Origin of the sequence: Streptomyces dysideae (assembly GCF_001514305.1) — a bacterium.
Taxonomy (GTDB): Bacteria; Actinomycetota; Actinomycetes; order Streptomycetales; family Streptomycetaceae; genus Streptomyces; species Streptomyces dysideae.
This window is the reverse complement of sequence record NZ_KQ949093.1, coordinates 156,037-175,465: the sequence shown is the minus strand read 5'-3', so window position 1 is coordinate 175,465 and position 19,429 is coordinate 156,037. Positions and strand designations below refer to the sequence as shown.

The 19,429-nt window shown below is 68.3% G+C and carries 15 protein-coding genes and 1 pseudogene; 4 read left to right on the top strand and 12 right to left on the bottom strand.

Annotation, left to right across the window (positions count from 1 at the left end):
• Positions 1-33 precede the first annotated feature (33 nt).
• The 4 genes from AQJ91_RS27545 to AQJ91_RS27530 are packed head-to-tail and all read right to left on the bottom strand — an operon-like array spanning position 34 to position 5,252.
• Positions 34-981, bottom strand: coding sequence for an ABC transporter ATP-binding protein (locus tag AQJ91_RS27545; RefSeq protein ID WP_079085224.1), 948 nt, complete (start codon positions 979-981; stop codon positions 34-36).
• Between the two features lie 2 nt (positions 982-983).
• Positions 984-2,750 carry a dipeptide/oligopeptide/nickel ABC transporter permease/ATP-binding protein gene (locus AQJ91_RS27540; RefSeq protein WP_067026828.1) on the bottom strand — a complete coding sequence of 589 codons (1,767 nt, stop codon included), beginning with the start codon at positions 2,748-2,750 and terminating at the stop codon, positions 984-986.
• Positions 2,747-3,688 (bottom strand): ABC transporter permease, encoded by a 942-nt coding sequence (locus AQJ91_RS27535; protein WP_067026826.1) that lies wholly within the window; start codon positions 3,686-3,688, stop codon positions 2,747-2,749. The genes AQJ91_RS27540 and AQJ91_RS27535 overlap by 4 nt, the downstream gene beginning before the upstream one ends.
• 43 nt (positions 3,689-3,731) lie before the next feature.
• The gene (locus AQJ91_RS27530; RefSeq protein ID WP_067026824.1) at positions 3,732-5,252 is read right to left on the bottom strand and encodes an ABC transporter substrate-binding protein; all 1,521 of its coding nucleotides are present in this window, start codon (positions 5,250-5,252) and stop codon (positions 3,732-3,734) included.
• A 284-nt stretch (positions 5,253-5,536) separates the two neighbouring features.
• Here AQJ91_RS27530 and AQJ91_RS27525 point away from each other — a divergent pair, with 284 nt between their 5' ends.
• Positions 5,537-6,550 carry a LacI family DNA-binding transcriptional regulator gene (locus tag AQJ91_RS27525; protein ID WP_067026821.1) on the top strand — a complete coding sequence of 338 codons (1,014 nt, stop codon included), beginning with the start codon at positions 5,537-5,539 and terminating at the stop codon, positions 6,548-6,550.
• A gap of 202 nt (positions 6,551-6,752) precedes the next feature.
• Here the strand turns inward: AQJ91_RS27525 and AQJ91_RS27520 are convergent, their stop codons facing one another.
• The 6 genes from AQJ91_RS27520 to AQJ91_RS27490 all read right to left on the bottom strand — a co-directional run bounded on the left by AQJ91_RS27520 (position 6,753) and on the right by AQJ91_RS27490 (position 16,190).
• On the bottom strand, positions 6,753-7,937 hold the full coding sequence (locus tag AQJ91_RS27520; protein ID WP_067026819.1) for an IS701 family transposase: 1,185 nt from the start codon (positions 7,935-7,937) through the stop codon (positions 6,753-6,755).
• A 53-nt stretch (positions 7,938-7,990) separates the two neighbouring features.
• Positions 7,991-9,796 carry a DUF5605 domain-containing protein gene (locus tag AQJ91_RS27515; protein ID WP_067026816.1) on the bottom strand — a complete coding sequence of 602 codons (1,806 nt, stop codon included), beginning with the start codon at positions 9,794-9,796 and terminating at the stop codon, positions 7,991-7,993.
• Positions 9,793-11,883, bottom strand: coding sequence for a beta-galactosidase (locus AQJ91_RS27510; RefSeq protein WP_067026815.1), 2,091 nt, complete (start codon positions 11,881-11,883; stop codon positions 9,793-9,795). Before AQJ91_RS27510 ends, AQJ91_RS27515 begins: the two co-directional genes overlap by 4 nt.
• Entirely contained in the window at positions 11,880-13,424 is a 1,545-nt protein-coding gene (locus tag AQJ91_RS27505) for a glycoside hydrolase family 43 protein (RefSeq protein ID WP_067026813.1), read from the bottom strand. Before AQJ91_RS27505 ends, AQJ91_RS27510 begins: the two co-directional genes overlap by 4 nt.
• Complete coding sequence (locus AQJ91_RS27500) at positions 13,421-14,626, bottom strand: MFS transporter (RefSeq protein ID WP_067026811.1); 1,206 nt, start codon at positions 14,624-14,626, stop codon at positions 13,421-13,423. The genes AQJ91_RS27505 and AQJ91_RS27500 overlap by 4 nt, the downstream gene beginning before the upstream one ends.
• 703 nt (positions 14,627-15,329) lie before the next feature.
• Complete coding sequence (locus AQJ91_RS27490) at positions 15,330-16,190, bottom strand: response regulator transcription factor (RefSeq protein ID WP_067026889.1); 861 nt, start codon at positions 16,188-16,190, stop codon at positions 15,330-15,332.
• 112 nt (positions 16,191-16,302) lie between these two features.
• Here AQJ91_RS27490 and AQJ91_RS56055 point away from each other — a divergent pair, with 112 nt between their 5' ends.
• Both AQJ91_RS56055 and AQJ91_RS50085 read left to right on the top strand, forming a co-directional pair.
• On the top strand, positions 16,303-16,485 hold the full coding sequence (locus AQJ91_RS56055; protein ID WP_067026807.1) for a hypothetical protein: 183 nt from the start codon (positions 16,303-16,305) through the stop codon (positions 16,483-16,485).
• On the top strand, positions 16,430-16,780 hold the full coding sequence (locus AQJ91_RS50085) for an AMP-binding protein (protein WP_234383020.1): 351 nt from the start codon (positions 16,430-16,432) through the stop codon (positions 16,778-16,780). Before AQJ91_RS56055 ends, AQJ91_RS50085 begins: the two co-directional genes overlap by 56 nt.
• Positions 16,781-16,884: 104 nt before the next feature.
• On the opposite strand, the pseudogene AQJ91_RS27480 reads toward AQJ91_RS50085, so the two are convergent.
• Positions 16,885-17,055, bottom strand: a pseudogene (locus AQJ91_RS27480) (helix-turn-helix domain-containing protein); the annotation flags it as partial.
• Positions 17,056-17,640: 585 nt separating this feature from the next.
• Here AQJ91_RS27480 and AQJ91_RS27475 point away from each other — a divergent pair.
• Positions 17,641-18,099 carry an IS3 family transposase gene (locus AQJ91_RS27475; protein WP_079085223.1) on the top strand — a complete coding sequence of 153 codons (459 nt, stop codon included), beginning with the start codon at positions 17,641-17,643 and terminating at the stop codon, positions 18,097-18,099.
• Positions 18,100-18,105: 6 nt separating this feature from the next.
• Here the strand turns inward: AQJ91_RS27475 and AQJ91_RS27470 are convergent, their stop codons facing one another.
• Positions 18,106-19,359: an IS256 family transposase gene (locus AQJ91_RS27470; RefSeq protein WP_079085222.1), complete on the bottom strand. Its 1,254-nt coding sequence runs from the start codon at positions 19,357-19,359 to the stop codon at positions 18,106-18,108.
• Between the last annotated feature and the right edge of the window lie 70 nt (positions 19,360-19,429).

Genomic DNA, 19,429 nt, shown 5'->3' with positions numbered 1-19,429 from the left:
CGGTTGTCGGTCGGTGCGCAGCGGACCGGACAGTCAGTGCTGTGCCATGGGAGGGGCGTCCGCTTCCTCCTCGGCAGCGGAGAGCAAGGCCGCGCGCAGCTCGCGCCGTTCGCGCTGCTTCTTCGGGTCGGCGACCGGCGCGGCCATCTGCAGGCGGCGGGTGTAGTCGTGCCGTGGGGCAGTGGACACCTGGTGTGCATCGCCGACCTCGACGATCCGTCCGCGGTGGAGCACCGCGATCCGGTCACTGATGGAGTTGACGACCCCGAGGTCGTGGCTGATGAACAGATACGCCACCCCGGTCGACTGCTGTATGTCCTTGAGCAGGCGCAGGACGCGAGCCTGTGTGGTCACGTCGAGTGCGCTCGTGGGCTCGTCGCAGACGATCACTGCCGGGTCCAGTGCGAGCGCGCGGGCGATGGCCACGCGCTGCCGCTGTCCGCCGGAGAACTCCCGTGAATAGCGGGTCGCGGCGTCGGCCGGCAGGCCGACGGCGTCGAGCAGTTCGCGGATCCGGGCACGGCCGCCCTCGACTCCGGCGGCGGCGAGCGGCTCAACGAGGATGTCCCCGACTGTCATGGCCGGATTGAGTGAGGAGTACGGGTCCTGGAAGACGACCTGCACATCACGGGCCACCCTGCGGCGGGCCGCTCGGGAGATATTGCTGATGGTCTCCCCGCAGAAGGTGATCGTCCCCTCGGTGACCGGTGCCAGGCCGAGAATGGCCCGGCCGATCGTGGTTTTGCCGGAGCCGGACTCGCCGACCAGACTCAGGGTCTCCCTCGCCGCCAGGTCGAAGGTGACACCGTCGATCACGGTGGTCGACCGGCCCCGGCGTCCCGGGAACCGGACCACCAGGTCGCGTACCCGCAGCAGCTCCTGCTGTGAGTCGGCGGCCGAGGCCGGGTGCGCCGGTCTGGTGCTCGTCGTGCGCGGCGGATTCTTGTCCGTAGGTCGCGTCGCGTTCGTCGGCTGCGTCATGGTCAGATCTCCATCAGCTCGACGCTGCGGGACGAGGACAGCAACTCCTGGGTGTACGCCTGCTGCGGCGCCTCGAATATCGTCTCGACGTCGGCCCGTTCGACAATGTGCCCCTCCTTCATGACGCTCACGGTTGAGCACAGGTCGGCGACGACGCCGAGGTTGTGCGTCACCAGGATCATGGCGAGTCCCCGGTCCCGGCTGAGCTCGCGCAACAGCTCCAGCACCTCGGCCTGGACGGTCACGTCGAGGGCCGTGGTCGGCTCGTCCGCGACGATGAGGTCGGCTCCGGAGGCAACGGCACCGCAGATCAGGACACGTTGGGCCATGCCGCCCGAGATCTCGTGCGGGTACAGCTCCATCACCCGCTCGGGATCCTTGATGCCGACCCGGTCCAGCAGCCCGACGAGCTGCTCGCGGGCTTCTCCGGCGTCCAGCGAGGTCACCGCCCGCAGGCCGTAGCTGAGCTGCTTGCCGATGGTGAACGACGGGTCGAGGTTGGACATGGGCTCCTGCGGGACATAGGCGATGCGGCGACCGCGGGCCGCGCGCATCTTCGATTCGTCCGCCAGGAGGTCCTCACCGTCCAGGAGCACGCTGCCACCGAGGATCAGTGCTTCGCGGGGCAGAATGCCCAGGGTAGCGAAGGCGATCTGGGACTTGCCCGAGCCGGACTCCCCCACCAGGCCGTGGATCTCGCCCCGGCGGACGTCCAGGTCGACGCCGTGGACGACCTCCCGGATCTCGCCGTCGGCCGACGGATAGGCGATCCGCAGCGCGCGTACCGAGAGCACGATGTCGTCGGGGCTGCCTGCCGGAGCCGACCTGCGGCCTGCGTCCTCCTGCTGTGCCGCCGCGAGTGCCGCGCGCCGGGCGCGCGGTGTGAGAGTCCTGCTCCGGGCGGAGGACTGCAGTACATCGCTGAGGGCGTTGCCGAGCAGAATCAGCGCCAGGATCGTGAGGCTGATGGCCAGCGCGGGCCACAACACGCCCCACCGGTTGTTGTAGATCCCGTCGAACGAGTTCTGCAGCACGGTGCCCCACGAGGCCGTGGCGGGATCACCGAGGCCGAGGAAGGAGACCCCGGCCTCGATCCCGATACCGGCAGCCAGGACGAACGAGCTCTGGATGATCACTGGGGCGCGGACCGCCCACAGCACATGGCGGCCCACGATCCGCAGGTCGGCGAGGCCTGCCACGCGCGCCGCATCGACATACAACTCGTTGCGCACGCCCAGGACGACGTTGCGCACCAGTCTGTAGTAGGTGGGAGCGATGAGCAGACCGAAGACCGTCATCGCGACAGGGATGTTCGGACCGGTGAGGGCGTACAGCGCGATCAGCAGGACGATGCCGGGGAGCGCCATGACCACGTCGGACGCGAATCCGGCGGCGGTTTCGAACCGGCCGCGGTAGAAGCCGGCCACCAGTCCGGAGGCGACTCCGACGACGACCGAGACGCCCAGGATGATCAGGCACGCCATCACGGTCTGGCGAGAGCCCCACATGAGCCGGGACAGGATGTCGCGGCCGGCGCTGTCACCGCCGAGCAGGTGTCCGCCAGTGAACGGCGGAGCGTTGCTGGCGCTGAGCTGCGTGGTCGTCGGTCCGGTAGGGGCCAGCCAGGGGCTGGTGGCCGCCACCACGACGACGAGCAGGAGGAACGCCAGGCACAGAGCGCCCTGCGGGTTGCGCAGGAGCTGGACGATCACACGGCGGCGGGCAGGCGGCTGGGTGAGGGTCGCTTCCGCAGCGGGGCCGGCGGTCATCGGGTCCTCGCCTTCGGGTTCAGGAGAGTGGCGGTCAGGTCGCCGAGGAAGTTGACGATCAGGACGATCACGGTGGTGACGAGCACCGTGCCCATGACCATCGGTACGTCGTTGGTCTGGGCGGCCTGGTTGGCGAGCTGGCCCATGCCCGGCAGGGCGAAGACCTGCTCGATGAACACCGCGCCGCCCAGCAGGCCGAAGGTGGTCAGACTGAGGACGGTCAAGCCGGGGCCGGCGGAGTTGCGCAGCACATGCCGGAAGATGATGTGCCGTTCGCTGATCCCGCGCGCCCGTAGTGTGCGGACGAAGTCGCGTCCGAGCGTGTCCAGTACCGCTGTGCGGAACTGCGCCGCTGCGCCGGCCACCGACCCGACGAGCAGGGCCAGTACCGGAAGCGTCAGGGACTTCACCCACCCCGAGAGGCTGATGTCGGGTGAGACGTATCCGGTGGCCGGCAGCGCTCGCCAGGCGACGGCCAAGGTGAACACGAGCGCGATGGCGATGATGAACGCGGGCACCGCCGTGCCGAGCACGGACAGGAACTGCAGTACGCGGTCCACCCAGCCGCCCTTGACGGCCGCCGTCACGCCGAAGAGCACGCTGAGGACAACCGTCAGGGCAAGGGTGATGAGCACCAGGGCGAGAGTGACCGGCACCCTCGTCGACAGCGCGTCGGTCACGGACTGACCGGTGAAGAACGACGCGCCGAGGTCGCCGTGGAAAAGGCTCCCCAGCCACTTCCCGTACTGGACGAGCAGCGGCTGGTCGAGCCCCAGCGTGACGACCTTACGCTGGACGTCTGCGTCTCTGGCGTTCATCCCGAGCACCGCCCGCGCGATGCCCGGCCCGTTGCCGAACATCAGACAGAAGGTCGCGAAGGTGACCACCAGGAGCACCGCAAGAGAGCGCACGAGTCTCTTCAACAGTGAGATCGCCATTGTTTCCACTCCGATTGGCTCCGCGCGTCGGGCGGCCGACGAGCTACTTGAAGTCGCGCAGCTTCGGGGTCAGCGCCTCGAAGTCCGACACGTGGTCGACGGTGACCTTCGGGTTGTGCGCGTAGAAACCCTCCGGGTTGACCATCGGCGCGAACCACGCCTGGTCGACGATGTACTTGTTGATCTCCTGCTGGGCGGTCTTGCGCTGGGACTCGTCCCCGGTGAGGATCCGCTTCCAGAGCCTGTCGACGGTGGCGTCCTTCTCGTGGGAGAGGTTCCAGTAACCGGTCGAGAGCACGACGGTGTTGATGTCGGCGAGGGATTCGCCCAGGTTGCCGAGCTGCCAGAGGACCACCGGGTACTTGCCGCTCAGCAGATCGCCGATGGCGTTGGCGCCGGACAGGGCGACCTGCTTGACCTTGATGTTCAGCAGGCCGAGCTGCTGCTTGACGTACGGCATCAGCCGTTCGAAGTTCTGGCCGGCCATGGTGGGCAGCTCGATGGTGAAGCCGTCCTGGTGGCCCGCCTTCTTCATGAGGGCCTTAGCGGCCTCGACGTCGTAGGGGTAGGGGTCCGCCATGCCGTCGATGTAGGCGCTGCTGCCCGGGCGGAAGATCTGGGACGACGGCTCGCCGTGGCCCTGGTACAGGTTTTTGACCATGGCCTGCTTGTCGAAGACCATGTTGATCGCCCGGCGCACGTCCACGCTGCCGAGGGCGGGGACCTTCTTGCCCTGGTAGTCCGTGAGGAGCAGGCGGGTGGTGACGCCCTTCAGCGACACGATCTTCTGGCCGGACGCCTTGACCTCGTTGTAGTTCTGCGCGGAGATCAGAGTGCCGTCGATCTGGCCCGTCTTCAGGGCGCTCACAGCCGCGGTCTCACTCTCGATGACCTTGAGCACGAGCTTCTTGTAGGGATAGTTGGCGGCGTTCCAGTTCTTGTCGTTCCTGGTGAATGTGTACACCGAGCCACGGGTGGCTCCCGCCTTGTCGAGGGTGTACGGGCCCGAGCCGACCGGGGTGTCGTTCACCTTCCCGGAGTCGAGCAGGGCCTTGGTCGTGATCTTCGGCGCGCAGACACGGAGCACGATCAACGGCTGCGGGTCCGGCCAGGTGATCGTGACGTTCTGCGCGTCCGGGGTTTCGACCTTGATTCCCTTGTAATCACCCTGGGCTCCGCCGTGGGAGGCGACGTACTTGAACGTCGCCGCCACGGCCGCGGAGTCCACCGGCGATCCGTCGGAGAACGTCTGGTCACTTCGGATGTGCGCGGTGAACGATCTGCTGTCCTTGCTGATCGACCACTTGTCGGCGATGTCCGGCTGCGGCTTCCCGAACTCGTCGCACTGGACGAGCGTGTCCCACACGGCCTCACCGGCCCAGCCCTGGTAGCCAGGCTGGTTCGACGGGTCCCAGCCCTGGATGTCGGCCGACATGCCGAGCGTGAGCGTGCCCTTGCCGCCGGGCCCCGTGTTTCCGGAACCGGCGGTCGATTCCCCGGTGCATCCCGCCAGCAGAATGCCGAGCGCGGCTACCGGGACGACTGCTCTCGTGCTGCGTCGCATGAGCAACTCCTTCGGACGTGCCGTGGATGTCAGCACTCAGGCCAAAGATGGTCCGGGCAGCCGTCTCCGCAGACCACTCCGGGGTTTGTGCAACGTTCTACAGGCGAACGCTAGAGACGGGTCTCGCCACCCGTCAAGGGGTGCGCGAAATCTGCGAGTCACTTTCCTGAAACGATCAAGTCAGGTGATCGTCTTCTCACTCAATCCCGTTCGCCCGACGTCAGCCTGTCGGTACGCTCAGGGGCGTGACGCAACGTGGTGGTGGGAACGCAGGCTCCGAACGGGTGAGGATCCAGGATGTCGCGGCAGCGGCCGGCGTCTCGGTCTCCGCGGTCTCGAAGGTCCTACGCGGGGCGTACGGGGTGAGCCCGCAGATGCGGAACCGCGTCACTGCGGCCATCGAGGAACTCGGTTACCGCCCCCATACCGGAGCCCGCGCGATGCGCGGCCGCACCTACACGATCGGCGTCGTGCTCGTGGAGCTGGCGTCGCCGTTCCAGACAGAGGTCGCGCAAGGGATCAGCGACGAGCTCGACAACACGCCGTACCAGGACATCATCGTGACCGCGGGCACCTCGCCCAAGCGTCAGAAGGCGAGCATCGAGGCCCTGCTGGACCGGCAGGTGGACGGACTCGTCCTGGTCGCACCCTGGCTCGACACCACCTGGATCGAGGAGATCGCCAAGACAGTCCCCGTCGTCACCGTGGCCCTTCACGGCTCGCCGACGACATTCGATTCCGTTGTCGACGACGAACGCCTCGGCGCCCGGTTGATGGTCGACCACCTGGTCACGGCGGGCCACCGTCGGATCGTCCACACCAGCATGCCGCCCGGCGAGTCCGAGGGCGTCTTCGTCCTCTCGCACACGGCACGACGGCAGGGCTTCGAGCAGGCCATGCGCCACCACGGCCTGGAACCCGACATCATCGAGACCTGGTACTCGGAGGAGGGTGGCCACCGCGCTGCCCTTGAGGCGTTCGCCCGGCCGGAACCTCCCACGGCGATCTTCGCTGGCGCGGACGTCGCCGCGCTCGGGGTATTGCGAGCCGCCGAGGAGCAGGGCCTGCGCGTCCCCGAGGACGTGTCGGTGGCCGGCTACGACAACATCTACATCTCCACCATCAGGCGCGTCTCTCTCACCACGGTCGACCAGTCCGGTCACCGCACAGGGGAGAAATGCGCCCGCCTCCTGCTGGAGCGCATCGGCGGCCGGACTGAGCCGAAGCAGTTCGTCGTGGCTCCGAAGCTCGTGACGCGGCGCACCAGCGGCCCGCCGCCCGGCGGTGCGGAGGCATAGGGCACCACGGGGCCCGCGGCTTCCTGCCTCGCGTGACGGCCTAGTACTGCAACGGTGCTTGTTCTGATTGCTGGGCAGTTTCAGGGGCTGTGTCCGCGTCGTTTGTAGTGGCTGATGCGGGCTTGGTGCTGGCGTCGTCGTCAGTGTGACCAGTGCAGAATGTCGTCCACCGGGGTAGGGCGGCGGTCGGTGAGGCGGGTGATCAGGCGTCTGATTTCGGCGAGGCTGAGGTGGATGAGCTGGGAGGATCCGTTTCTGCTTTCTCTGTGTCCAGCTCTCGTGCGCGCAGGACGGTGAGGCAGGCGTGGGCGGCCATGGCCAGGGTCATGTGGCGGTGCCAGCCGGGATAGCGGCGGACCTGGTAGTCGTCCAGGCCGCATTCCTGCTTCGCGGTCTGGAAGCATTCCTCAACAGCCCATCGGCTACCCGCGATACGGATCAGCTCGTCCAGCGTGGTCTGGGCCGGGCAGTAGGCGATGTAGTAGGAGATCTCCTCGGGCCTGCTGACACTGCGGCGGGCGAGAACCCAGTGCCGGCGGTCCTCGCGGTGCCAGGGCCGCACCTCGACACGCGCCCAGTCGAAGATCCGCCGTCCGTGAGCTCCTTCACCGCAGGAACGGCGCTTCCACTTCTGCCGCGGCAGGCCGGGAAACAGCTCGTGGACCGGGTGATCGATGGACCAGCGGGTGACGACCGTGTCGTGCCGGGTGATGGCCATGACGTGGAAGACATCCGCCTGCTCCAGCTCGAACCGCCAGCCCTTGCTGTAGCCGTAGGCGGCATCCGCCGTCACCCACCCGAACGGGATCTTCTCCACGATGGCCCGGCGGACCATCGCCTTGGCCATGGCCACCTTCGTCTCGAAGCAGACCGTGTCGTCGATGCCGGCCCGCCGGCACCGCTCCCGGTCGTCCGTCCAGGACGTGGGCAGACACAGCCGCCGGTCGATCAGCGTGCGTCCGCGGCCAGTGGCGTAGGCGAGGAACACACCGATCTGACAGTTCTCGGTGCGTCCTGCGGTGCCGGAGTACTGCCGCTGCACGCCGGCCGAACGGACGCCCTTCTTCAGAAAGCCGGTGTCATCGACGATCAGAACGGCATCCCGGTCTCCGAGGTGCTCGACGACGTAACCGCGTACGTCATCCAGGACCTCATCGGCGTCCCACTCGATCCGGTTCAGCAACCGGTGGATGCGATCGGGACCCGCGTGCCCGGCCTCCTCCGCCAGCGTCCAGCCGTTCTTCCGCTCCAGCGGAGCAACCAGCCCCCGCATGTAAGCCAGCGCCGACTGACGCGGCTCCTCCCGGTTGAACCGGTGCACGAACCGCTCATGCAGAGCGTCCAGTTCACCGGCCCACGACCTGACATCGGCAAGGTCCCCACCCATAACCACACCAACGACCAAGCTGGCCAGCAGTCACGGCAAGCACCGTTGCAGTACTAGGCTGAGCGGCGCTGAGGCCCCCTCGCCGGACACGGGGTGGACGTGTCGCCTCCCTCCTCCACGGCCCGCAGACGGACCGCGAGGTACGGGCGACCGGGGAGGGGCACAGTGACCCTGTCCTCATGGACATCCGGAAGTTCGGTCATGGTCATGTTCCAGGTGTCGATGACCTCGGCCCGGAAGCGGGCCCCCGGGGGGAGGGTGAACGTGCGCAGGCGCGGCTGCATGACGCCGAAGTAGGCCAGGTAGTAGCGCCCGGGAACGCCGCCGACGGGGACGTCGAAGTCGGACGGCAGCGGGTCGATGCCGGCGACGGCGGGCGGGATCTGCTCCAGGATGGTCCGCAGGAAGGCGATGCGGGGCACGCTCTGGCCCTTGAGTAGGCCGCCCTTCGACCACCACAGCACGTCGTCGTCGGAGAGGAAGCATTCGCCGTGTGTGACGTAACCGCCGCGCACGACCCCCTCCCAGCATCGGCGGACAAGCTCCTGCGGGTTGAGGTTGCCCCAGCCCCACTCGATGTCGCCCTCGTAACCCAGTTCGTCGACCGCCACGGGCTTGCCCCAGCGCTCGCGCCACTCACCGGTGCCGTCGGGCAGGCGCTGGATGCTGGCGTGGGTGACCCAGTCGGCGCTGTTGTCCCACAACTCGACCCAGTTGTGCACACTGATCAGGTGGCCGTGGGGGTCGTGAGCGCGGATCACGGCCGCGATGCGATGCCAGTCGTCGGTGGTCTTGGACCACAGCAGGTCGTACTCGTTGGCCAGGGACCACCACACGTTGGGATGTGCGGCGAGCCGGGAGACCACGTACCGCAGATAGCGGTCGTCGTCGGCCGGGGTCATGGCGGAGAAGCCCCAGCGGTCATAGGGGTGGAAGAGGATGAGATCGGCCTGGATGCCGAGCGCGCCGAGCTGGGTGATCCGCTGCTCCAAGTGGCGGAAGTAGGCGGGGTGGGGCCGCTGGAAGTCCCAACCGCCGCCCGGCGAACCGGCAAAGGGGTAAAGGGGCGGTTCGTTCATGTTATGGACGTACGACTTGGGAAAGACGCACATCCGGATCTTGTTGAACGGACTGCCGGAAAGGGACTTGAGCGTCCCGTCCTCCACGTTGTCGCCCTGGTGGGTCCAGGCGTACGCGGTGGTGCCGACGGGGAGGTGGCGTGTGCCGTCCGCGTGGCGGAAGTGAAAACCGCCGTGAACGCGCACCGGACCATGATCGCTGGGTCCGGCGGCACCGCAGTGGAAGACGCCGCTGATGCCGTCCAGGGAACGGGCGTTGCTGAACACACGGAACGACCACTCGCCCTCCTCTTCGGGCAGGAACCGGATGCGGTACACGCCCTCGCCGTCGTAGAACCCGTGGGCTGTCAAGGTGCGCTCACCGCGGTGGAACTCCGCCCGCAGCGCCACCTCGGCGAAGGGGTTACCGTGCGCGGGTCCGTGCAGCTCCGCCTCAAAGGTCCGCCATCGGCCGACAGTTCGCGGCGAGACGAGGCGGGCACTGCCGACGGGCACGCCCGCCGACTCATAGTCCGTCGCCGGAACCACATCGATCTCTTCGTCGGCAACCGGCTCGTACGCCGTCTCCTCAACAGAGGCCAGGCCTGCGAAGAGGGCCTCCCGGGCGGCGGGGTCCGTACGGATCCCTTCCATGATCGTTGTCACTTGGTCGAGCGTGCCGTACATCATCTGTACACGGCAGGGATTCTCGTCGAGACCGGGCAGGTGCTTGCGGATCAGCGCCGCGGCCTGACGGTCGCTCAGTACGTCACGCAGGACAGAAGAAGGGCCATGGGTCATGACTGGCTCCGGAGGACGCCGACGTCCCACGGACCAAGCTCCAGCTCGTCCCCGGCCTCGTAGGCGCCGGAACCGATCACGTCGGCCAGTGCGAGCGGCAGGCGCACGGTCGTCGGCTCCCACGACCAGTTGTGGAGGAAGTGGAGTCGGCGCCCGTCGCGGGTCCGCGCGCTGGCCGCGGTCACCGTCGCGGGAAGATCCTGCAGACTCGTGCGGTCTTCCGGGCATGCCCAGTTCATCAAGGCGGCGGCGAAGCTCCGGTTGGGGAGCGTGCCGACGCACGTGATGCGGCCCTCTCCGGCCTCACGCGTGGTGACGGCGGCCCACCGGCCGAAATGCGGGTGATCGTATCCGGCGAGAACGGTGGCGCCATCCATGGTGAGCCCATCGACCCATCGGGTGGCCGCCGCCGTGTCGTCGAGGGCGAACCCGGGGTCCTTTGTCACCACTGGCATGTCCTCGTTCAGACTGTTGAACTCCTCGTACCAGGCGCCCGCCGACTCGGCGAGACGCGCCGGCGCGACCTCGGTACGGGCGCGGGCCTCCTCGTCGCCGTAAGCCGTCCGCGGTCCCAGGACAAGATGACCACCCGCTTCTGCGTAGGACCGGAGCCAGTCGAGCGTCCGGTCGTCGGCCAGATAGAGCCCAGGCACGACCAGTACGGGATGCCTGCCTACCGCCTGTTTCGGCGGCTCGTCCGCGAGCCCGCGGGTATGAACGATTCGCGCCTGCAGTCCGGCATCGAACGCACCCCGGTGGAACGGGTCGAACAGGCCGCTGTACGAGTCGGCGTCCGGGCTTCCGTCCGCGCTCGTCAGGGGTCCGTGCCGCTGCATCAGCCACTTCGTGGGCCGGTCGTAGACCAGGGTGACGTCGGCGTCCGGGATCAGGTCGGTGACGAGGTCTCCCGCCGCCGCGAGTTCCTCACCGATCCGGGCGATGTTCTGATAGGTCCGTCCGGGGCGGCCGCTGTGCGGCAGCACCCCGCCCCAGTAGGTCTCCGAACCGAAGTGCAGCGTGTGCCAGTGCCAGTACTCGACCATCCGCGCCCCCCGGGAGACCAGCGCCCAGGCGGCCTGCCGCAGCTGACCGTCGTAGGGAGGCCGGATGTTGCACGGGCCGCCGATGTTGTTCGCGTTGGTCTCGGTGACGAGAAAGGGCTCCTGCCGGGCCGAGTACATACGGTCGCCGCGCAGGTACAGCGGCCACGGTCCGGTATTGCGCCACGGTTCCGGCCCGTCGGTGCGGACGGGCAGCGCAAGCCGGTCCTGGGTTTCGTAGTAGCAGTTGGCCGCGGTGACGTCGAGCGCGTCGGTCAGCTCGTCGTCGTCGACCGCGGGGCGGCCGTGATCGATGCACGTCGTGACGAACTGGTCCCCGCGCGCGTACTCGCGCACGATGTCGGCCTGCCAGGCGATGAACTCCGTGGTCTGCCGAGCCTGGAAGCGCCGCCAGGCCAGGTCGTACTGCGGCTGCGCGTTGCCGTCCGGTCGCCACAGGTCGTCCCACGTCGACAGCTGGTGGGACCAGTAGACCAGGCCCCACTCGCGGTTGAGGGTCTCCACGTCGCCGTAGGTCTCACGCAGGTGGTCCCGGAAGCGCTCGAACACCCCATGGTTGTGCAGGAGTTCGTTGCCCGGTTCGTTGTCGACCTGGAAGCCGATCACTGCTGGGTGGGAAGCGTATCGGCTGACGATCCTGCGGATGATCCGCTCGGCGTGGAACCGGAACGCCGGGTGGGTGAAGTCGGCTTCCTGGCGGGCGCCCCAGCCGATGCGTTCGCCGGTGCGCCGCTCGCCGGCGATCTCCGGGTACTGACGGGCCAGCCACGGTGGAACGGCGTAGGTCGGCGTGCCGAGGATGACGGAGATGCCGCGCGCATGGGCGCCGTCGAGGACCGGCTGGAGCCAGTCGAGGTCGAAGCGGCCGTTCTCGGGTTCCCAGGTGGACCACACCGATTCGCCGACACGGATGACCGTGAACCGGGCCTCGGCCATCAGATCGAGGTCGTTCTCCAGGCGCTCGTAGGGCTGGTACTCGTGGTAGTACGCGGCGCCGAACAGAACGCGCGGGGGCAGGTTGATCACGAGTTTCCCTCTCCGTGGTAGCGGAAGTCAGCGAAGTGGACGGTGCCTGCCTCGGCGAACATGCCGATGACCCGACCGGTGAAGGGCGCGGCCAGTTCGACGGACCACATCCGGCCGTCGAGTTCCACCAGCTGCGACTCGACACCGTCGCTGTCCACGACGCTCAGCCGGATGCGGTCGCCCGGCGGCAGCCACAGCGCCCTGCCGGGCGGCGGGGTCTGAGTCACGATCCGCAGAAGTACCTCGCTGTCCGCCGGCACTTCGGTGCTCCAGGTCTGCGTCACCGACGGCAGGCCCGCACGCGCCGTGACGAGCGTCGCTCCGGAGGGCGCACGTTCGGCGGTCAGGGCGATCGTGAACTCCTCGTCGAAACGCAGGCCGAGCCCTCCCCGACCGTCGGCGGGGTTGATACGGGTCTCGGTGACGCTGTCGATGTGACGCTGCCGACGCCCGACGAAGTCGGGGCGAAACGAGTCGAGACCGCCGGAACGGGCGTGCAGCGTGACGTACCCCGGTCGCTCCGAGTGCGATGCCACATCCACCGGGGGACGTCCTACCGCAAGCCAGCCCGGGTCGGCCAGAGCGGCTTCCTCCGCGAAGTCGAAGTACTCATCCAGCGCTTCCGGGCGCGAGTTGAGATCAACCATGGCCGCGTTCGGCCAGCCGTCGTCGGTCCACTCCACCGTGGTGACATACGTCTCTCGTCCCAGCGGAGAATTCTTGCCGGCCTGCCGGGTGCCGAGCAGCACCAGGACATCCCCTCCATGGGGACCCGGAACAAGATCGGCGTGTCCGGTGCACTGGACGGGGAGATCCTTCCCGGCCGCGGTCAGTATGGGGTTGTGCGGGGCTCCTTCGAAGGGCCCCTCGATGCTGTCGCCGCGGGCGATGCTCACCGCGTGCCCGGAACCCGTGCCGCCTTCCGCGATCAGCAGGTACCAGTGGTCGCCGCGCCGAAAGACATGTGGCGCTTCGGGAGCGACCAGGCCCGTGCCGGACCACAGCTCCCGTGGCTCCTCGAGTACCTTGCCCGTTCCGATGTCGACACGGGCCTGAAGGATGCCCCGGTGGGCGACGACGCGCGTCGGCCCGTCCAGGTGCAGGCCGCTGTAGGTGACGTAGGCGGTGCCCTCGTCGTCCCATGCAAGGTCGGGGTCGATGCCGAGGATTCCGTCGAGGGCGACACCGTCGCTCCACGGGCCCGCCGGGTCGGCCGCGGTGAAGACGACACAGCCCCGGGGGCTGGCCGCCACCGTGACGATCACGTGGAAGAGCCCGTTGTGATAGCGGATGGTCGGGGCCCACACACCTGCGGCCGAGGCGACCTCGGCAATTCCGACCTGCTCCTCACGGGTCGCGACGTTGCCGATGTGCTCCCAGGCGGCGAAGTCGGTGCTGCGGTAGACGGGAAGCGCAGGCAGGTACTCGAACGACGAGGTGACCAGGTAGTAGGCCCCGTCGACAAGGACGCAGCTCGGATCGGGGTTGAAGCCCGCGATGAGGGGATTGGGGAACGCTGAATGGGCGTCCTGGGGGGTCATGCATGTTTCCCTTCTCGACAAGCGTCCTGGGCCCGCTCCTTGTTCACACCGCCGGCGGATCGATGCCAAGGCTCGCAAACCAGGGCCGCCAGTACGGCGAGTGCGCAGGCGGCGACGATCGGGGCTCGTGCCCCGTAGGCCGGGATCAGTAGTCCTCCGAGTACGGAGCCGAGGACGTTGCCGATGGCGAACGCACTACCCATCCAGCCAAACGCCTCGGCTGCGGAACCGGCGCGGGCCTGCGAGGACAGCCGTTCAAACAGCACAGACATCACTGGGGCGACCGTCATGCCCCACAGGAAGAGGAGCCCGCTCAGCGTGACCGGCCCGGGGGCCAGCGGCAGGACGGCCAGCCCCGCGGCGAGGCTCAACAGCAAGCGCCGCAGCCCAGCATGGCTGCGTCCACGCACTCCATGGATCAGCCCGCCGACAAGCGACCCGAGGCTGCCGCACGCGAGGACAAATCCCGCCTCCGACGACGCGTGTCGGCCGCTGACGAGGGCGACCGTGCCGAGGACCTGGCCGGCCAGCGCGGCGGTCAGCAGCAACGCGGCCGCAAACAGCGGGAGCAGACGCCGCTCGCGCAGAACCCGCCCGCTGGGCTTGCGCTCCGCCAGGACACGGCCTGCTTCCACATTGCGGTCGCATGCGTATGCGAGCGTTCCGGCAAGGACGAGCCCGGCGCATCCGCCCAGCGCGAGACGCGGCCCGCCGAGCGCGGCGAGCAATGCCGTGATCACCGGCCCGGCCACGAAGATCACTTCCTGGGCGGTCGCTTCGAGCGCAAAGAAACCGCGTCGCTGGTCACTACGGATGAGTGACGGCAGCGCGACCCTGACGGCTGCCGTCATCGGCGGCGTGCAAAGCCCGGTGAGCAGGGACAGCGCAACGAACAGCGCGGGCCATGCGGGCACCAGGATCAGCGCCCCCATGGTGACCGTGTGTGCCAGCGAGGTAAGCACCAGGACCCGTCGGCGCCCGTGAACGTCGGCGAGCCTGCTCCACAGCGGTCCGGCGACGAGCCCTCCGGCAACGGCAGCAGCCGACACCACGCTGTAGACCGCGTAGGTCGAGCGCTCGGTCGTGAGCATCATGACGGCCAGTCCGGACATGCCCTGGTGAAAACGGCCAACGACCGAGGTGGCAAGCATCCAGGCAAAAGAAGGCGCACGAAGCAGTTCGGTATAGGTGGTGGCCAGCATCGTCAGCCACCTGCTGCCGTGGGCAGGCGGAGTTGGGGGGCGGCAGCTGCGGTCATTCACTTCTCCAGTCATCTCGACCGTGCAGTGCCCGACCCCAAAGGCGGTCGCCCGCTGCTCAGCTCGCGGGCACCCGCGAGCCCGGGGCGGAGCAGCCCAGATCCCTGGGCCATCGTGTATAACGTTCTACAACGACGACTGTATGAAGCCGCACGAGGCGGTGTCAAGGAGGCGACACACGTCGAAGCCGTCCGCGAAGCAATCGGCGACCAGACATGGACCGAGACCGGCTGGCAGTTCCTGCGCTACAACGAACAGCTCACCTCCGCTCGTACATCGATCGGTTTCTCGGCGGTAAGCGCCCGTCTCTCGATCTTGGCCATTGACTGGTGTGAGGCGCCTGTGTGCTCGGAGAGAGGACGCACTGCGGACTACCAAGAGGCCAGGGCCAGTTCAAGGATGAGGAAGTTGGGGATCGTCAAGCCGAGTGGGAGACTGGCGGCGAGGACGATCGGGCCGAGCCGCATCCGGTGGCCCTGTAGGGCGAGCACGTCGCCGCCTTCGACACGGCCGACCCTGCCACCGGTCCCGGCACAGAGCCCGCGCTCCCCCGCCACCCGCCTCACCGCGCTAAACGGCCCATAATCGTGGGCGGGTTCGAGTCCGCCGCGCCCCACCACTCGCTATGCGTGCCTGGACGGGAAGACTAGGGAAGTAGACCCTGTCGACGTGCGGCGACCACCGCCTCGAAGCGGGTGCTGGTTCCCAGCTTGCGCATAGCACTGCGCAGATACGATTTGACTGTTTCGGGTAGCAGCGCCAGCCGGCGACCGGCTTCGGCATTGCTGCAGCCCAGCGCCACCTGCGCCAGGACATCGAGTTCCCGGGGCGCCAGTGGCGTGCCCGGCGCGGAGTGGGCGGCAGACGGCCGGGCCAGCCGTTGGGCCGCGTCGAGCAGCCGGCCGCGCAGGTCATCGTCGGGCATCTGCTGGGCTATGCGCCGCAACTCAGCGTGAATCTGGCGGAGTTCTTCCGGTGCCACGCCCTGTTGCCCGTCGGTGGCGCTGCCCTGCGCGGCGTCCAGTAGGCGCAGGCGGTGGTCGACCTCGTCACGGATGACCAGTTCGGCGGCCAGTTGCCGGGAGGCGTCAGTGACCGCGTCGGCCGCCCGGTCTCCGAGGGGGGTCAGGCCGCGGCTGGCCCCGTAGAGCACTGCGCGCACCGTACCGGACACCACGACGGGCACGGCGACGACGGAGCGGATCCCCTCCGTCAGCACGGGGCGGTCGTAGTCGTGGGTGATCGAGCGGGCCGATCTGTAGTCGGTCACCTTGGCCGGCCGCCCCGTGGTGAGGACCCGCCCGCCCAGCCCGGTCTCGGCGCGCACCCTGAGGCCGCGCAGACCCGCCGTCCGCACGCCGATGTACTGCGACAGGCTCAGCAGTGTGTTCTCCACCTGTCCGCCGAACAGGACGGGGATGCCGGAGCGGCCGTGGAGCTGGCGGAGCACCTGCCGGAGCGCGTCGCCGTCGTCGGGCCGCAGGAGGGTGTCGGCATGGGAGTGCATCACCCGTACCCCTTTCCGGGGGTAGTGCGCCGTCGTCGTGATGCGGAGCATAAACCGCCGTAACACCCCCGCCATGGAGCAGCGGCGGAATCGGCGAAGGGATGACGTGACCATGAACGAACGATCGGCTTCGGTGGTGACCGCGACCGCCGGCGGACAACCGGAAGACCGGGTGCGGGAGTTGCTCGGCCTCTTCGGTGCTCCGGACGCCTCCCCCGCCGAACTGCTCTGCGACCGCCATCCCGCCGACGCGATCGCCTTCACGGTGGGTCGAGACCGAACTGTCGGCCACTGACCTCACGTATGGGAAGCTGCGCCGCGACTCGGCCCGTTTCGCCGCCGCACTCGCCGACCTGGGGATCGGGCCCGGCGACGCGGTCGCCACCCTGATGGGCAAGTCAGCCGATCTGGCCCTGGCCCTGCTGGGCATCTGGCGCCGCGGGGCCGTGTACGTGCCGCTTTTCACTGGCCATCCTGGAGGCATTCGTATGCCTGGCTCCGATGCCGGAGGCAGGCGTCCCCATCGCGGCTCAACCGAGATCGATTCCGAGTGCCATCAGCGGGTTCACAGCCTGATCAACGCCGTCTGACCTGGGCCGTCTCGGACCAAAACAGAGGGCGATTGCCTCTGATTGGCTCCGAGCAGCTCGGTTCGAATCGGGGTGGCGGAGGAGACCCGACAAGGCGAGGGCGCTCATGACCCCTTCCTCGGGTCACGGACTGGGCCGTGGTTGGGCTGGGGACGCATCCGGGTGCCGGCCTGGTGCAGGAGCCGGTAGACCGTGGCGACCGAGTAGTTGCACTCCTGGGCCAGTTCCGGGACCGTGGCGCCGGCCTCGTACAGTGCCCGCAGGGACACCGCGAGCTTCTGCCGCTCAGCGGCTCGCGCTGGAGTGACTCTCGTGCCCGATCTCTCCTCTCACGTAAGCCAGTTGCGGAACCTGGCTGACACGCTCGAAGCCCAGTCAGAAGCGACCGACGACGCGTTCGCCCCGCACCCGGACACCGTGGGCGTCGTGAACAACCGACACACCAAACGCGGACAGCTGCCCTCGACACCTGGCTCCACGCCAAGGGCTACCCGCCCGACCGCAATCCGCCTCAGGCAGAAGCACCGTGAGCACAGCAATGATCGACTTCGGCTCATAGGCCCCGAAAACCACAAGCCCGCGTCCGGCAGACGGACGCTCCCACAGGGGAATAGATACGCGCGTTCTATTTACGGATGACTGAAAGGTCTTGCGGACGGCGGCTCCGGTGGTTGGATGCCGGTATCCGACCCTGTGGTCGGATCGTTGGTCACGCCGCTGAACGCACACCACGCGGGGGCGCGACCGGCTCAATGGGGATGAAGGGCTGAGGAGTGAGTGACCGCAGCGCAATTGAGTGGCCGAAGCCCGGACGCCGATCTCGCCCCTGACCTGGTGCAACGCATCTCGGGGGAACCTCAGTGGCCCTGCTGTGCCGTGTCCTGGGCGTGGTCCGCTCCTCGTTCTACGCCTGGCTGGAGGCGGAGGAGACCCGGCAGGTCCGGGCCCGGGCGGATGACTCACTTGCCCACGAGATCACCGTGATCCACGTGGCCTCGAAGGGTGCCTACGGTGTCCCGCGGGTGCAAGCCGAGCTGCGGCGGCTGGGCCGGAAAGTCAACCGCAAGCGGGCGGAGCGGGTCATGCGCGAACGCCAGTTCGCCGGCGTCACGCGCCGAAGACGCCGCTCACTGACCCGTCCCGACAAGCAGGCGCGGCCTGCTCCGGATCTGCTCGGCCGGGACTTCACCGCTGCCCGGCCCGGCACCCGGCTGGTCGGGGACATCACCGACCTGCCCACGCACGAAGGCTGGCTGCATCTCGCCTGCTGGCTGGACCTGGCCACTCGGAGTAATTGTCAAGACCTGTGGATCAGTTGAGGTGGATCACGCTGCGAGGGTCTCGTCTCGTTCGACGAGGAGGCCGTTCTCGAAGCGGGCGCCGGCTCGGACGAGGGCGACGAGGTGCGGTGCGGTGACCGCTCGCCAGCGGGCCTGGGCGGACTCAACGAGTTTGAAGACCATCGCGAGGGCCGCGGCCGGGCTGCCGGCGCCGCGGGTGACCTTGGTCCGAAGCTTCACGGTGGAGAAGGTCGACTCGATCGGATTCGTCGTCCTCAGATGGACCCAGTGCTCGGCGGGGAAGTCGTAGAACGCCAGCAGCTCGTCGACCTCGCCGGTGATCTTCTTGACGGCCTTGGGGAACTTCGCCCCGTACGCCTTCTCGAACGCGGTGACCGCCTTCTCGGCGTGCGCACGGTCCTCGGCGTTGTAGATCTCCTGCAGAGCCTTCTTCGCGCCGGGCTGCGCGGACTTCGGCAGCGCGTTCGAGACGTTCCTTGTTTTCTGAACCCAACACCTCTGGCGCCTGGCCTGCGGAAACACCTCCGCCAGCGCCCTCCACAGGCCCATCGCCCCGTCGCCGACCACGAGCATCGGGTCGCGCATCCCGCGCCGCCGACAGTCGCGCAGCAGGTCCGCCCAGGACTCGGTGGACTCGCGCAGACCCTCGGTGATCGCGATGAGTTCCTTGGTGCCGTCGACGCGGACGCCCATCAGGACCAGGAGGCAGGAGTGCGTCTGGGACAAGCGGATCTTGGGATGGACGCCGTCGGCCCAGACGTAGACGTAGTCGGATTCGGCCAGGTCACGGCGCTGGAAGGCGGTGTGGTCGGCGGTCCACTGCTGCGTCAGCCGGGTCACCGTGGCCGGCGACAGCCCGGCCGGGGAGCCCAGGAACTGTTCCATCGCGGGCACGAAGTCGCCCGACGACAGGCCGTGGAGACAGAGCAGCGGCAGCACCTCGCTGATCTTCGGGGACTTCCGGCACCACGGCGCCAGGATCTTCGAGGAGAACCGCTGACGTTCACCCGTCGTCTCGTCGACCCGCTTGTCGTTCACGCGCGGGGCGGCCACCTCGATGGGCCCGGCAGCCGTGGTCACGGTCCGCGGCCGGTGCCGGCCGTTGCGGACCACCAGCCGGCGACCGGCCTCGTCACGCTGCCCGGCGAGCTCGGCTATGTACTGGTCCACCTCCGCCTCCAGGGCGGCGGCCAGCATCCGCCGAGCACCCTCGCGGACGATCTCGTCGATCAGGGAACCGGCCTCGGTGGTGCCGTCTTCATTGACTACGCTGAGCACGGGCGTGCCTTCCCGACCCGCGTTCGCAGCGCGGGCCTACTCGGTGACTTGACGATCACTCACTCGGGAA

What these genes read in the sequence shown, in the direction of transcription:
- AQJ91_RS27545 (WP_079085224.1), bottom strand. Translation starts at nt 981, where the DNA reads ATGACGCAGCCGACGAACGCGACGCGACCTACGGACAAGAATCCGCCG.
- AQJ91_RS27540 (WP_067026828.1), bottom strand. Translation starts at nt 2,750, where the DNA reads ATGACCGCCGGCCCCGCTGCGGAAGCGACCCTCACCCAGCCGCCTGCC.
- AQJ91_RS27535 (WP_067026826.1), bottom strand. Translation starts at nt 3,688, where the DNA reads ATGGCGATCTCACTGTTGAAGAGACTCGTGCGCTCTCTTGCGGTGCTC.
- AQJ91_RS27530 (WP_067026824.1), bottom strand. Translation starts at nt 5,252, where the DNA reads ATGCGACGCAGCACGAGAGCAGTCGTCCCGGTAGCCGCGCTCGGCATT.
- AQJ91_RS27520 (WP_067026819.1), bottom strand. Translation starts at nt 7,937, where the DNA reads ATGGGTGGGGACCTTGCCGATGTCAGGTCGTGGGCCGGTGAACTGGAC.
- AQJ91_RS27515 (WP_067026816.1), bottom strand. Translation starts at nt 9,796, where the DNA reads ATGACCCATGGCCCTTCTTCTGTCCTGCGTGACGTACTGAGCGACCGT.
- AQJ91_RS27505 (WP_067026813.1), bottom strand. Translation starts at nt 13,424, where the DNA reads ATGACCCCCCAGGACGCCCATTCAGCGTTCCCCAATCCCCTCATCGCG.
- AQJ91_RS27500 (WP_067026811.1), bottom strand. Translation starts at nt 14,626, where the DNA reads ATGCTGGCCACCACCTATACCGAACTGCTTCGTGCGCCTTCTTTTGCC.
- AQJ91_RS27490 (WP_067026889.1), bottom strand. Translation starts at nt 16,190, where the DNA reads ATGCACTCCCATGCCGACACCCTCCTGCGGCCCGACGACGGCGACGCG.
- AQJ91_RS56055 (WP_067026807.1), top strand. Translation starts at nt 16,303, where the DNA reads ATGAACGAACGATCGGCTTCGGTGGTGACCGCGACCGCCGGCGGACAA.